At 70.4% G+C, this 13,606-nt stretch carries 11 protein-coding genes and 1 tRNA gene; 9 read left to right on the top strand and 3 right to left on the bottom strand.

Features of this window, described 5'->3' with window-relative positions; all coding sequences use genetic code 11:
* The first annotated feature begins 66 nt into the window (after positions 1–66).
* The gene (locus tag DFJ69_RS16600) at positions 67–885 is read left to right on the top strand and encodes a PSP1 domain-containing protein (protein WP_211328641.1); all 819 of its coding nucleotides are present in this window, start codon (positions 67–69) and stop codon (positions 883–885) included.
* A gap of 2 nt (positions 886–887) precedes the next feature.
* Here the strand turns inward: DFJ69_RS16600 and DFJ69_RS16605 are convergent, their stop codons facing one another.
* On the bottom strand, positions 888–1,637 hold the full coding sequence (locus tag DFJ69_RS16605; protein ID WP_116023435.1) for a DUF427 domain-containing protein: 750 nt from the start codon (positions 1,635–1,637) through the stop codon (positions 888–890).
* Between the two features lie 150 nt (positions 1,638–1,787).
* Here DFJ69_RS16605 and DFJ69_RS16610 point away from each other — a divergent pair, with 150 nt between their 5' ends.
* From DFJ69_RS16610 to DFJ69_RS33805, 3 genes are all read left to right on the top strand, one after another.
* Positions 1,788–3,317, top strand: a complete 1,530-nt coding sequence (locus DFJ69_RS16610; protein ID WP_245974425.1) for an alpha/beta hydrolase — start codon at positions 1,788–1,790, stop codon at positions 3,315–3,317.
* Positions 3,318–3,395: 78 nt separating this feature from the next.
* Positions 3,396–3,471: transfer RNA gene (locus DFJ69_RS16615), tRNA-Thr, on the top strand.
* A gap of 386 nt (positions 3,472–3,857) precedes the next feature.
* Positions 3,858–4,340: a hypothetical protein gene (locus DFJ69_RS33805; protein WP_147312344.1), complete on the top strand. Its 483-nt coding sequence runs from the start codon at positions 3,858–3,860 to the stop codon at positions 4,338–4,340.
* Positions 4,341–4,441: 101 nt separating this feature from the next.
* Here the strand turns inward: DFJ69_RS33805 and DFJ69_RS16625 are convergent, their stop codons facing one another.
* Entirely contained in the window at positions 4,442–4,861 is a 420-nt protein-coding gene (locus DFJ69_RS16625; RefSeq protein ID WP_116023438.1) for a MerR family transcriptional regulator, read from the bottom strand.
* An 81-nt stretch (positions 4,862–4,942) separates the two neighbouring features.
* Between DFJ69_RS16625 and DFJ69_RS16630 the strand changes: the two genes are divergently transcribed.
* Positions 4,943–5,824 (top strand): NAD(P)-dependent oxidoreductase, encoded by an 882-nt coding sequence (locus DFJ69_RS16630; RefSeq protein WP_116023439.1) that lies wholly within the window; start codon positions 4,943–4,945, stop codon positions 5,822–5,824.
* 31 nt (positions 5,825–5,855) lie between these two features.
* Here DFJ69_RS16630 and DFJ69_RS16635 read toward each other — a convergent pair whose 3' ends face one another.
* Entirely contained in the window at positions 5,856–7,421 is a 1,566-nt protein-coding gene (locus DFJ69_RS16635; RefSeq protein WP_147312345.1) for a GMC oxidoreductase, read from the bottom strand.
* A 129-nt stretch (positions 7,422–7,550) separates the two neighbouring features.
* Between DFJ69_RS16635 and DFJ69_RS16640 the strand changes: the two genes are divergently transcribed.
* The 4 genes from DFJ69_RS16640 (at position 7,551) to DFJ69_RS34355 (ending at position 13,463) form a co-directional block, all read left to right on the top strand.
* A complete protein-coding gene (locus DFJ69_RS16640; RefSeq protein ID WP_116023441.1) occupies positions 7,551–9,950 on the top strand; it encodes an ATP-binding cassette domain-containing protein in 2,400 nt (799 codons plus the stop codon).
* Between the two features lie 98 nt (positions 9,951–10,048).
* A complete protein-coding gene (locus DFJ69_RS16645; protein WP_147312346.1) occupies positions 10,049–11,455 on the top strand; it encodes a serine/threonine protein kinase in 1,407 nt (468 codons plus the stop codon).
* Positions 11,456–11,750: 295 nt separating this feature from the next.
* Positions 11,751–12,569, top strand: a complete 819-nt coding sequence (locus DFJ69_RS16650) for a L,D-transpeptidase (protein WP_116023443.1) — start codon at positions 11,751–11,753, stop codon at positions 12,567–12,569.
* Between the two features lie 144 nt (positions 12,570–12,713).
* Positions 12,714–13,463, top strand: coding sequence for a choice-of-anchor P family protein (locus tag DFJ69_RS34355; RefSeq protein WP_170177693.1), 750 nt, complete (start codon positions 12,714–12,716; stop codon positions 13,461–13,463).
* Positions 13,464–13,606: the final 143 nt, after the last annotated feature.

Consider the following 13,606-nt stretch of genomic DNA (forward strand, 5'->3'; position numbering starts at 1 on the left):
GTCACATCGCCCTCGCAGGGCGCGCACTAGGGTGAGGGCACGCGATGCGGCGAGGGGGTACCCGGCATGGGCATGGTGATGGCGGTCAGTTTCACCCGTTACGGCCGGCTCTACTACCTGGACCCCGGGTCCCACTCGCCCAAGGTGGGCGACAAGGTGCTCGTCCCCACCGACTCCGGGCCCGAGGTCGCCGAGTGCGTGTGGGCGCCCCAGTGGGTGTCGGAGGACATCGACGGCCTCCCGGTCTGCGCGGGCATCGCCGGGGACGAGCACCTCGCCCGTGACGAGACCAACCGGCGGCGCAGGGCGGAGGGCCGCGGCATCGCCAAGCGGCTGATCCGCAAGCACGGGCTGCCGATGAAGGTCATCGGGGTCGACTACCTCGACGACGACAACGTCGTCAAGGTGTACTTCTCCGCCCCGCACCGGGTGGACTTCCGCGCCCTCGTCCGCGACCTGGCCCGCACCGTGAGCTCGCGGGTCGAGCTCCGGCAGGTCGGCCCCCGCGACGAGGCCCGGCTCCAAGGCGGGATCGGCCCCTGCGGCCGTGACCTGTGCTGCGCCACGTTCCTCAAGGACTTCGAGCCCGTCTCCGTCCGCATGGCCAAGGAGCAGGACCTCCCCGTCAACCCGCTGCGCATCGCGGGCGCCTGCGGACGGCTGATGTGCTGCCTCAAGTACGAGCATCCCCTGTACGTGGAGGCCCACCAGCGGATGCCCCGACTCGGCCAGCGCGTCGAGACCCCCGAGGGCGAGGGCCAGGTCGTCGGCCGCAACGTCCCCGCCGACGAGGTCACCGTCCGCCTCGACGGCGGTCGCCGTTGCTCCTGCCCGTCCGCCTCCGTCTGCGCGCCCCGCCGACAGCACGACGCCGCGTACGACTGAACTCAGGCGAAGATGGTCGTCGGCCGTTCCTCCTTCACGCCGTCGACCCAGATGTCGACTTTCTCGTTGTAGAACGACACATAACCCGCCACCTGCTGACTCTCCACAAGAGGGTGACGGTATGACCACACCACGTCCTCGTGGACCTCGTCTTCGGCGCGAACGGACCAGTACTCGGCCACGCCCTTGTACGGGCAGTGCGTGGACGTGTTCGTGCGTTCCAGAAGGTCCATTCTCACGTGCGTCTTCGGCAGGTAATAACGGACCGGGAAGCCGGTCTCGAACAGCAGGCGAGGGGCGGACGACTCCGCGACCGTGACCCCGCCGACCTCGACGCGGATGTGGCGGGAGCTCGCCAGGACGTCGACGCGGTGGTACGGGTCGCGGGGGTGGGAGAACACCTCCTCGTCCTCCTCGAACCACGCCTCCATGGCGTCCCACTCGAAACGGACCAGGTCGCGAAGCTCCTCGATGGGGGACTGCTCGTAGCGCAGGGCCGCTCCGGGGGCCACGACACCGTTGACCCTCACCGTGTAGAGGGTCGCGTCTCCACGGCTGGCCGAACGCTTGGTCTCCTCATCGGGCGTTAGAACATCGAGGCGCACATCATCGACGGGGAAGTAGTAGACGGGGGCGTAGGGGCCCTCCCACACCAGCGTCGGGCGGGTGGTGTCGGCCACCGCCTCACCCCCGAGGTAGACGCGCACCCGCTTGCCGCTGGGCTCGATCCGCACACCGCGCTGTTTGCTCATGCCGGGGCAACACCGCCGCATCTCCCGCTATTTCGGCACGCCGTCACATTCTCCGGTCCTCCCGCGTTTCCGCTGTTCTTATGGGTACGGTCGAACGAATATGGAGGGCCACGCGGAAGGAGGACCTGCCGCGGGACGAACGGGGTGGACGTGGGCAGAGCACGACGGATGGGCGCCGTTCTGGCCTCGGTGGGCCTCTCGATGGTGACGGTGACCGGATGCGCGGACAACGGCTCCGGCGACACCTCCCGGCAGTCGCCGCCCCCGGGCTCGGCGGCGGGGATGGACCGCTACTACGCGCAGAAGCCCGGCTGGCACGACTGCAAGGACGGCTTCGAGTGCGCCACCGTCAAGGTCCCGCTCGACTACGCCCGCCCCCAGGGGCAGCAGCTCGGCCTGGCGGTCATCCGGCTGCCCGCCAGGAAGCGCTCCGGCCGGATCGGCTCCCTGGTGACCAACCCCGGCGGCCCCGGCGGCTCCGGCGTCGGCTTCATCCGCGAGGCCGGCCGCCTCTTCGGGCCGGACGTGCGCGACCGGTTCGACCTGGTGGGCTTCGACCCGCGCGGTGTCGGGGAGAGCGAGCCCGTCCGCTGCCTGGACGGGCCTCAACTCGACCGCTTCTTCACCACCGACACCTCCCCGGACGACCCCCGTGAGGTCGCCGCGCTGAGCGCCCAGAGCCAGGCGTTCGCCAACGGCTGCAAGGCCCGCTCCGCCGCCCGGCTCCCCCATGTGGGCACCCTGAACGCCGCCCGCGACATCGACGTCCTCCGCGCCGCCCTAGGCGACGACAAGCTCACCTACATGGGCTTCTCGTACGGCACGTACCTGGGCGCGTTCTACGCCGAGCAGTTCCCCCGCAACGTGCGAGCCCTCGTCTTGGACGGCGCCGTCGACCCCACCCTGTCCTCTACGGCGACCCTCCTCGAACAGGCCAAGGGCTTCGAGACCGCCCTGCGCGCCTTCGTGGAGGACTGCGCCAAGGCACCCGACTGCCCCCTCGGCCCCGACGTCGACAAGGCCCTCGACCGGATCTCCGACCTTCAGCGCCAGACCGACCGCACCCCGCTCCGGAGCCCGCGCGGAGACACCCGCCGTATCAACGAGACCTGGGTGACCACCGGCATCGCCGCCGCCCTCTACAACAAGGGCTTCTGGCCCACCCTCCGCATCGCCTTGGGCAACGCCATCCAGAAGCGCGACGGCGACATGCTCCTCACCCTCGCCGACCAGATGCTCCAGCGCCGCCCCGACGGCTCCTACAGCAACCAGATGGAAGCCAACATGGCCGTCAACTGCGTCGACAAGCCCAACCCCCCCAATGCCGACGCCTACGGCAAGGAGGCCACCCGCGCCGCCGCCGACGCCCCCCACTTCGGCGAGTACGTCATATGGGGCGGCCTGCCCTGCGTCTACTGGCCCGTCCAGACCCGCCAGGCCCCCCGCCCCCTCACCGCCGACGGCGCCGCCCCCATCCTCGTCATCGGCACCACCCGAGACCCGGCCACCCCCTACCGCTGGGCCCAGGCCCTCGCCACCCAACTCCGCTCCGGCACCCTCCTCACCCACGAGGGCGACGGCCACACCGCCTACCTGGGCGGCCCCACCTGCATCACCGCCCCCACCGACCGCTACCTGACCAAGGGCACCCCACCGAAGGAGGGCACGGTCTGCCGCTGATGCGCCCGGCCGTCAACGGAGATGCGGGCACTCGACCTGACCCGGTAGACTCTCCACCGCCGTACCCCGGTACGGCAGGCCGCCTTAGCTCAGTCGGCAGAGCGATTCACTCGTAATGAATAGGTCATCGGTTCGATTCCGATAGGCGGCTCCACAGGCCAGAGGCCCCTTGCGATCTTCCGCAAGGGGCCTTTGCTAACGGGTCTGCCGACAGGGCTGGCTGGGCGGCCTCTCCCATGACGTCGGCGGCGGGCCTCGGTCGAGCGGATCACGTGGGCGTGGACGCGGAGCGTGATCGTCGGGTCGACATGGTGGCCACCACGTAGACGGGGACGCCCGCGAGGGCAGCGTGGACGTGCCACGGGTCGTGCGCGGCTTGGACGGCTTCGCGGCGTCGTATGTGGTCATCAGCCGGCCGGCCGACCGTGTCGGGGTGGGTGAGGTCACCCCAGGCGGTTGCGAACATCTGGCCGATTTCGGGCGTCGATAGCTCTTGCGAAGGTATGTGCCTCGAAATCGGGAACGAGCAGGAGACCGCCGTTGAACGTCATGCTGAAGGGCGCTGCGGCGGTGCTTGTTGCCATCGCCTGTTTCGGGTGCGGAGGGCAGCCTCCGACGGCGCGAGCCGCAAGGCCCACGCCGCCCGCGAAGGTTCTCCAGGATCGCGGGCCGATCGAGGAGCTCTTTCCTAAGCTCGGGCGCTTCACCACGGTCTACTGGACAGAGAAGACCCCGCCCGCAGGGCGGTTCCCCCTAGGACCCAGTGTCTACACGATCGAGGCCGTGGTCGTCCTTCGCCCGGCGGACGCCAAACACCTTCAGCGCAACTACAAATGGAACCTCGTCACCGTTCCCACCGTGGGGCCGGAGCTCGTCAGCCACCTGGGGGCCGCGCTGTCCGACAAGCGCTGGCTGCACAGCGAGGACTTCGACCAGGCACTGGTCGAGGACGCCCCGCGAATCACCGATGCCTGGCTGAACCCCCTCTCCCGCACCATGTTCCTGCGCTCCCACACGATGTGACGTCAGTGGTGCCGGCGCGGTCGGTCTCGGCGAGCCCCGATAGCTCCTCATCAGGCACTCTTTCTGTTGCGCCGTTTCGCCGTTCGCTCGTCATGAATGGGTCATCGGTTCGATTCCGATGGGCGTTCACCCTCATCGGATGGGCGCCCTGAGTCGTTCTCGGGGGCTTCGTGCGGGGTGGCGTCGATGATGGCGGCGAGCATCGTTCGGGCGGTGTGCAGCTCGGTGATGGAGGCGCTGATCCGGGCGTGTTCGCGGCGTAGGTCGCCGAGTAGGGCGGGGCAGGCGCCGGCCAGGCCGTCGTCGGTGTCGATCGTGCAGGGGAGCACGTCGGCGATGGTGGTGGTGTTGAGGCCTGCGGCCAGCAGGGTGCGGATGCGTCGGACCCGTTCGACGTCGGCGTCGTCGTAGTCGCGGTATCCGCTGGCGCGGCGGAGGGGGTGGAGGAGGTCTTGCTCCTCGTAGTAGCGCAGCAGCCGTTGGTTGACGCCGGTGAGCCGCGCCAGTTCGCCGATGCGCATGGACATCTCCCCTTGACTCTCACATCGATGTGAACGTCTAGCTTAGCCGCACACGACGAATCGAGGAAAGGTGAAGGGCTAATGGAGCCTTCCGAGGACGTTCGGGTCACGGTGATCGGGCTGAATGCGCGGGGGGCGGCATTGGCCCGGGTCATCGCATCACGGGGTGTCGCCGTCACGGTGTGGGACGACGCCGAGGTCTCGCCCATTGAGGGAGTCGTTCGGGTGGATTCGGTACGGGGAGCGTTCACGGGCGTTTCACTGGTCCTGTTGTGCGTTGACGAGTACGACAGTGCCGAGCGCATACTAGGCCAGGCCGAGCCGTACATCACCGGCACGGACGTGGTCAATGTGACCTCCGGGACCAGTACTCGGGCCGAGGAACTCGCCGCATGGGTGCATTCGCGGGGCGGCCATTACCTGGACGGCGCCTTGATGGCCCATCCCGAGCATGTCGGCAAGCCGGAGACGGTGCTGGTCTACAGCGGTTCCCTCGAGGTGTTCGAGCGGCACGAGCCTTCGCTCAAGCTTCTGGGAGGCGCCACTTATCTGGGTGAGGCGCCTGGCGCGGCGGCGCTCTACGACGTGGCGATGCTCAATTTCGCCTGGGCCACCCTGATCGGCTTCCTGCAGTCCGTCGTCTTGCTCGGCACCGCTCGGATCCGGGCCGGCACCGTGACGCCACTGCTGACCCATTGGTTGTCCACGACCGTCACGGACGTGATCGACGACTATGCCCGGCAGGTCGATGAGCGACACTACCCCGGCGATGAGGAATGGCTCGAGTTGGACGCCCCGCTCATGGACCATCTCCTCGAGGCGACCCGGGCCCGCGGACTCGACACCGCGTTGCCCGAACTCATCAAGTCACTGACCGTGCAGGGCATCGACGCCGGTCACGGCAGGAACAGTTTCGCGAGCCTGGCGGAGATCCTACGCGGGCGATCGAACGGCCCCTCGTGAAAGGTCGCGAGGGGCCGTCGGCAAAGCGGGCCTAAGAGTCGTGGGCCTTGATGTGGGCCATGTTGCGTTCGGCGATCGCGAGGACGGTCAGGGACGGGTTGGCGCCGCCGACGTTGCCGGGCATGAGGGCGCTGTCCATGACGTAGAGGCCCCGGTGGCCGTGGACGCGGCCGTACATGTCGGTGGCCTTGCCGAGTTCGCAGCCGCCGACCGGATGGGCCGTGAAGGCGGTGGGGGCGGTCACGGGGGCGGGGCCGGCCAGGCCCTTGTCGATGATCAGTTGGTTGAAGGCCCGGGCGGCGTCCTCGGCGGGGGCGTTCTTGGCGATGGACCAGTCGGTCAGGCGCACGGTGCCGGTGGTGGGGTCGTAGGACCACGTTCCCCGGTTGTCGTGGTCCACGGCGACGCTGAACTGCAGGTTGATCGGCAGCCCGGCCAGGGACATGGAGTACCAGTTCTCGACCCGGATCGGCAGGCCGAACCCCCGGTGGACGAAGGCGGTGGACGCGCAGGGGGCGGCTTGGGCGGTGCCCGTCGGGCCGGGGGACGTGCGCAGGGCGAAGGCGTCGCCGTTGGTTCCCCAGTTGGCACCCACGTGCTCGTTCAGCCGCCCGAGGCCGCCGGTGTCGCGTGCCTTGACCAGCAGCTTCGTGGTGTTGAGCGAGCCGGCCGCCATGAAGAGCAGGTCGCAGGAGAAACGTCGCGTTCCGAGCACGCGGCCGTCCGGCGAGTGCAGCGTCGCGTCGAGATCGTAACCGCCGCCCCGGCGGGCGGAGACGGCCGTGACCTCGGTCAGCTCGGTGATGGAGACGTGGCCGGTCTCCAGGGCGCGCGGGAGGTAGGTCTGTGTCATGTCGTTCTTGGCGCCGTTGCCATTGCCGAAGCTCGACTCTCCCACCGTGGCCGAGCGGCGCAGCGCCCCGTCGAGTTCCCACTGGACCTTGGCCCAATCGAACGCGCTGGGCGCGGGCGTCGTGGGGTATCCGGCCTTGGTCATCTGCGCGTCGAAGGCCCGGGAGTGGGTGAACGGATCGCTCCGGTAGATCCGGTCGGGGATGGTGCGGGCGCCGAGCATGGCCCGGGCCCGCGGAAAGTAGACCCGTTCCAGCACCGTGTACGACACCGCGCGCGGCCAGAGCGCCTCGAAGTGCTCGCGCGGCGGCTGGACCGTGCAGCCGGTGTAGACGACGGAGCCGCCTCCGACCGCCGCACCGCAGGCGATGGTGATGCCGTCCTGACCGTCGACCTGCATCAGTCCGGGCACGGGCGAGATCTCGGTCCGCGGTGAGCTGGGCCAGGTGGCGACCCTCTGGAACCAGAACATGTCGCTGCGCGGACTGCGCTCGTTCGAGAACACCTGCTCGGTCGGGTGGTGGCGGTGGCGTCGCCCGCGCTCGATGACGAGTGTCCGTACCCCGGCCCGGCCCAGGCGGAGCGCCGCCACCGACCCGCCGAACCCGGATCCGATGACGATCGCCGTGGGGTCTCCGTCCCGCGTCCCCCCGAACGCTTCGGGGACGTTGATCAGCTCGGTGGCGGAGACGAAACCCAGGCCCGCGGCGGACCGCAACAGCCTTCTTCTGCTCAAGGTCGTCATCCGCATCATGATCGCCCAACGCGGAGCACCGCGCCGGCGATCTCGGTGGGACGAAGCGGGAGAGGTCCGGACGTAGGGTTCGAAGCTGGTTGGATCGAGTCGGGTGACGTCGACGGAGATGGAGAGACGATGAGCATGGCCACCAGGGGGGACGGGCAGCCGGGCGGGGTGCACGTCGCCGACGGTCACGATCTGATCCGCGTGCACGGAGCGCGTGCGAACAACCTGAAGGACGTCAGCGTCGAGATCCCGAAGCGCCGGCTGACGGTGTTCACGGGGGTGTCCGGCTCGGGCAAGAGCTCGCTGGTGTTCAGCACCATCGCGGCGGAGTCGCAGCGGCTGATCAACGAGACGTACAGCGCGTTCGTGCAGGGCTTCATGCCGACGCTGGCGCGGCCCGAGGTGGACGTGCTCGAAGGGCTGACGACCGCGATCATCGTGGACCAGCAGCGGATGGGGGCCGATCCCCGCTCCACGGTCGGCACCGCCACCGACGCCAACGCGATGCTGCGCATCCTGTTCAGCCGGCTCGGGCAGCCGCACATCGGTCCGCCCAACGCGTACTCCTTCAACGTGCCCTCGGTCCGCGCGAGCGGGGCGATCACGGTCGAGCGCGGCTCCAAGGGCGAGAACAAGGCCGAGAAGGTGTCCTTCACCCGTACCGGCGGCATGTGCACGGGCTGCGAGGGTCGGGGCACGGCCTCCGACATCGACCTCACCCAGCTCTACGACGACTCCAAGTCGATCGCCGAGGGCGCGTTCACCATCCCCGGCTGGAAGTCCGACAGTTGGTGGACGGTCGGGATCTACGCGGAGTCGGGCTTCGTCGACCCGAAGAAGCCGATCCGCGAGTTCTCCGAGCAGGAGATGCGCGACTTCCTCTACAAAGAGCCGACCAAGGTGAAGGTCAACAACGTCAACCTCACCTACGAGGGGCTGATCCCGAAGATCCAGAAGTCGTTCCTGGCCAAAGACCGGGAGGCGATGCAGCCGCACATCCGGGCGTTCGTGGACCGGGCGGTCACCTTCACCGCGTGCCCCGAGTGCGACGGCACCCGGCTCAGCGCGGAGGCGCGGTCGTCGAAGATCAAGGGGATCAGCATCGCCGACACCTGCGCGATGCAGATCAGCGACCTGGCCGCATGGGTGCGCGACCTCGACGAGCCGTCGGTCGCGCCGCTGCTGGCCACGCTGCGGCAGACGCTCGACTCGTTCGTGGAGATCGGGCTGGGCTACCTCTCGCTCGATCGGGCGTCGGGGACGCTGTCGGGCGGCGAGGCGCAGCGGGTCAAGATGATCCGCCACCTCGGCTCCTCGCTCACCGACACCACCTACGTCTTCGACGAGCCCACCACGGGCCTGCACCCCCATGACATCCAGCGGATGAACGACCTGCTGCTGCGGCTGCGGGACAAGGGCAACACGGTGCTCGTCGTGGAGCACAAGCCGGAGACGATCCTGATCGCCGACCACATCGTCGACCTCGGCCCCGGCGCGGGCACGGCGGGCGGCACCGTCTGTTACGAGGGCTCCGTCGAGGGGCTGCGGGGCTCCGGCACCATCACCGGCCGCCATTTCGACGATCGCGCCGCCGTCAAGGAGAAGGTGCGGACACCCTCCGGCACGCTGGAGATCCGCGGCGCGACGGCGCACAACCTGCGGGACGTCGACGTCGACGTCCCGCTCGGGGTGCTCGTCGTCGTCACCGGCGTCGCCGGCTCGGGCAAGAGCTCGCTCATCCACGGGTCGATCCCGGCCGGCGCGGGTGTGGTGTCGGTCGACCAGGGCGCGATCCGCGGCTCGCGGCGGAGCAACCCGGCGACGTACACGGGGCTGCTCGACCCGATCCGCAAGGCGTTCGCCAAGGCCAACGGCGTGAAGCCGGCGCTGTTCAGCGCCAACTCCGAGGGCGCCTGTCCCGCCTGCAACGGCGCCGGCGTCATCTTCACCGACCTGGCGATGATGGCCGGCGTCGCCACCACCTGCGAGGACTGCGAGGGGAAGCGGTTCGACGCGTCGGTGCTGGAGTACCACTTCGGCGGTCGCGACATCAGCGAGGTGCTCGCGATGTCGGTGGCCGAGGCCGAGGAGTTCTTCGGCGCGGGCGACGCGCGGACGCCGGCGGCCCACAAGATCCTGCAGCGGCTCGCCGACGTCGGGCTCGGCTACCTCACCCTGGGCCAGCCGCTCACCACGCTGTCCGGCGGCGAGCGGCAGCGGCTCAAGCTGGCGACCCACATGGCCGAGAAGGGCGGCGTGTACGTCCTCGACGAGCCGACCGCCGGCCTCCACCTGGCCGATGTCGAGCAACTGTTGGGCCTGCTCGACCGGCTCGTCGAGTCCGGCAAGTCGGTGATCGTCATCGAGCACCACCAGGCGGTCATGGCGCACGCCGACTGGATCATCGACCTCGGCCCCGGCGCGGGCCACGACGGCGGCCGGGTCGTGTTCGAGGGGACGCCCGCCGACCTCGTCGCCGCCCGCTCCACCCTGACCGGCGAGCACCTCGCGGCGTACGTGGGCGGCTGACCCCGAGGCGATCACTCACACATCACAGTCTCTTTGGGGGTGCCCGAGGTATACGATCTTCCCGGTTTCTCAGCGCTGGAGGCGGTGTGGCCGGGTTGATGGGTCCGAACGAGGTGGGGCCGTACCGCCTCGAAGACCGGGTCGGCGTGGGCGGTCAGGGCACCGTCTTCGTCGGCCGCAAGGACGCGGGTCCGCGGGTGGCGGTCAAACTCCTCCACCCGCACCTGGTCGCCGACCGGCAGGCGCACGCCCGCTTTCTGGGCGAGGTCGAGCTCGCCAAGCGGGTGGCGCCGTTCTGCACGGCGCAGGTGCTCGACAGCGGGGTCGTGGACGACGTGCCCTACATCGTCAGCGAGTTCGTGGAGGGGCCCTCCCTGCAGCGGTCGGTGCGCGACTCCGGTCCGCGCAGCGGCGCCGCGCTGGAACGGCTCGCGATCAACACCGCGGCGGCGCTGGCCGCGATCCACGCCGCGGAGGTGATCCACCGGGACTTCAAGCCGGGCAACGTACTGCTCGGGCCGGACGGTCCGGTGGTCATCGACTTCGGCATCTCCCGGGCCCTGGACCTCAGCCGCTCGGTCATGACCAGCCAGATCGTGGGCACCCCCGCCTACATGGCGCCCGAGCAGCACCTGGGCGACGACGCCGGCGCGGCGGCCGACCTGTTCGCCTGGGGCGCGACGATGGTCTACGCGGCGACCGGGGAGCGGGCGTTCCCGGGCGAGTCGTTCTCTGAGATCAAGCGGCAGATCCTGAACGACGAGCCGGATCTGGGCGCGCTGGACGATCGGCTCGCCTCCATCGTCCGGGCGTGCCTGGCCAAGGACCCGGCCCGGCGACCCACCGCCGCGCAGGTCGTCGAGTATCTGCGCTCCCCTCGGACGCACGTCTTCCAGGGCGGTGGGCCGACCCTGCCCGACGCGCCGGTCGACAGGTCGGCCGCCGAGGGGCGTGGACGCCGACGCCTGCTGCTGGGCGCGGGTGCCCTGTCGCTGCTCGTGGCGTCGGCGATCGCCTACCCGATCGCCTTCCCCGACCAGGGGCGCGGGGACGTGTCCGCGTCGCGTGGACAGGGCCCCGGCCCCTCGGGGTCACCCGGCCCGACCTCGACGGGAACGGGCGAGGACGGGGAGGCCGGTTCACGTTCGAGGTCCTCCTCCGGCGCGCCGGGGACGGGAGGCCCCGAGTCGACGCCGAGCCCCGACGGCGGTGGCGAGCCGCGCCGGTCGAGGCCACCCGCTCCCAAGAAGTCGCCCCCGCCGTCCGGTGGCGGGGGAGGGCAGAAGCCGCCCTCGGGCCCGAGGACGCTCGGCACCGTGGACGGGACGGACGTGGACGCCTACTGCAAGTCCCGCGGCTACGGCGGCTCCGGTCAGCAGTACGACGGCAGCTACTACTGCGCCGGTACGGGCCTGCACTGGGTGAGCCTCACGAGCGTGTGCCGGTGGCGCTACCCCGGCCACCCGAACGTGCGGGCCGAAGGGAACGTCTGCAAGTCGTCCTGACGCCGAGCGGTCACTCTCGGTGGCCGACTCATTAATCATGCCTTTCTCAACGATAGTGGAATATCAGGGCCAAAAGAATTAATCGGTCTTTTGGTAATGATGCAGGTCGTTGCCATGATCCAAAAATCGGGCTCGGTCATCGTTCGGCCGGTCTTTTGATCTGCGCCATGACGGCGGGTTTCGGTGTGCTACAGATGTGACCTCCGCGGGATGTCGTCTCGCGCTGAGTAATCGTCCTCTCCCGGGTGGACCCCGGTTTCTTGGAGTGCTCGTGAACCCTCGTTCTGCTCTTTCCGTGTGCGGTCACCGTTCCCCGGTCGGGCCGCGGCCCGACCGCCGGGTGCGGTCCTTCGGGGTGGTCGCCGCCGCCGTGGTGGCCGTCGTGGCGCCCGTGGCGGGCTGCGGGAGCGAACGGGCGCCGGGGGCGGGGGCGCAGCCGGTGAAGCTGGACGAGCTGCCGCAGGCGACGACGTTCACGACGTTGCGGGGGCTGCCGCAGGACCCCGAGATGGCGCTGGCCGGCGACGGGGACGGGACCGTGGTGCACCCCACGGAGCCGGTTCCGGTGTCGGCGCGGCCGGGGGCGCCGGCGGTGGCGGTGCTGCCGGACGAGCAACTGGACGGGCCCACCTGGGTCCCCGTGGTGGAGAGCGCGAACGGGTGGCATCGGGTGATGCTGCCCAGCCGGCCCAACCGCACGACGGGGTGGATCCGCGACTCGCCCGACGCGCTGACCACCGCGCGCAGCCCCTATGTCGTCAAGGTGGAGACGGGGGCGCGGCGGCTCACCGTCGTGAAGTCCGGGCGGACGCTGCGGACGTGGAAGGTGGCGGTGGGCGCGCCCAAGACGCCCACGCCCCTGGGCAACACGTTCATGCTCGCGCTGCTGAAGCCGAGCCGGCCCACCGTCAGCCCGCTCATCATGCCGGTCGGCTCCCACTCGGAGACGCTCGACACCTTCGGCGGCGGGCCGGGCACGGTGGCCTTCCACGGCTGGTCCGACGCGTCCGTGTTCGGGAAGGCCGTCACCCACGGGTGCGTCCGGGTGCCCGCGCCGGCGCTGGCGCACCTGTCGAGGATCCCGCTGGGCACGCCCGTGATCGTCACGGCATAGCCCCGGGCCCTTTCCGCGCCTTTCGCGCGCCATTCCCCGCCGTCGGTCGGCTCCTGTCCGAGTCGGTCGATCACCATGCCGGGGCGCCCGCACGGGCGCGGAACCTTTCGTAGTAAGCCGACCCTCCAAGGAGGAGGAACAACCATGCGTTCGATTCCGATGTCCCTTGTCGCCGGTGCTCTCGCGGCCCCGCTGGTGATCGCCGCGGCCCCGGCCTCGCACGGCGCCGAGCACGCCGCCCCCGCGCCCTCGGGCAAGGGCGCCGCGTTCGCCATCTCGGGTTCCGGCCTGGTGCCGATCCCCGGTACGCCGTCGGTGGCCTCGGCCGGGCGCTATCCGAAGCGCGAGAGCAAGGCGGAACTGCCTCCGAACCCGGTGGTGAGCGCACGGGCGCTGACGGCGGCGGCGTGGGCCGGCCGCGGGCACGCCGAGGTCGCCGGGCTGGCGGTCGTCCCGGCGCGGCTGGCCGCCGAGGCGGTCACGGCGACCTGTGTGGGGGGCCGGGGCGCCGCGCACCTCGCGCAGGCCGTGCTGGCCGGTGAGCGGCTGGCCGCGACGCCGGCGCCGAACAGCGCGGTCACGGTGCCGCTGGGCCGGCTCGGCAAGGCGTCGGTCACGCTCAACAAGCAGGTCCGCCACCCCGGCGGCGGGCTGACCGTCACCGCGATCGAGATCGTCGTGCCGGTGGTGGGCAAGACCCAGAAGCTCAGCATCGCGTCGGCGACCTGCCTGCCCGCCGGCCCGCACCAGCAGCCCAAGCCGAAGCCGGACCCGAGCCACAGCATGAACCCGTACGACCCGAAGCCCACCGGTGCGCCGCAGAAGCCGCGCACGCCCGCCCCGCAGGCCCCGGCGCCGCGGCCGGTGCCCCGGGACCTCGACGTCACGGGCTGACGAACCGCGTCCCACGGACCACATCAGGGCGGCGGTTGCAGCAGAGGAGCCGTGGTTCCTTTGACGCCACCCTCATGGCGGTCCGGGAGGACGGTACGGGGGAGCGGTCGCCCGGGGGTCCCTGCGAGGGTCCCCGGGCGGTC

Origin of the sequence: Thermomonospora umbrina (assembly GCF_003386555.1) — a bacterium.
In the GTDB taxonomy this organism is placed as follows: Bacteria; Actinomycetota; Actinomycetes; order Streptosporangiales; family Streptosporangiaceae; genus Thermomonospora; species Thermomonospora umbrina.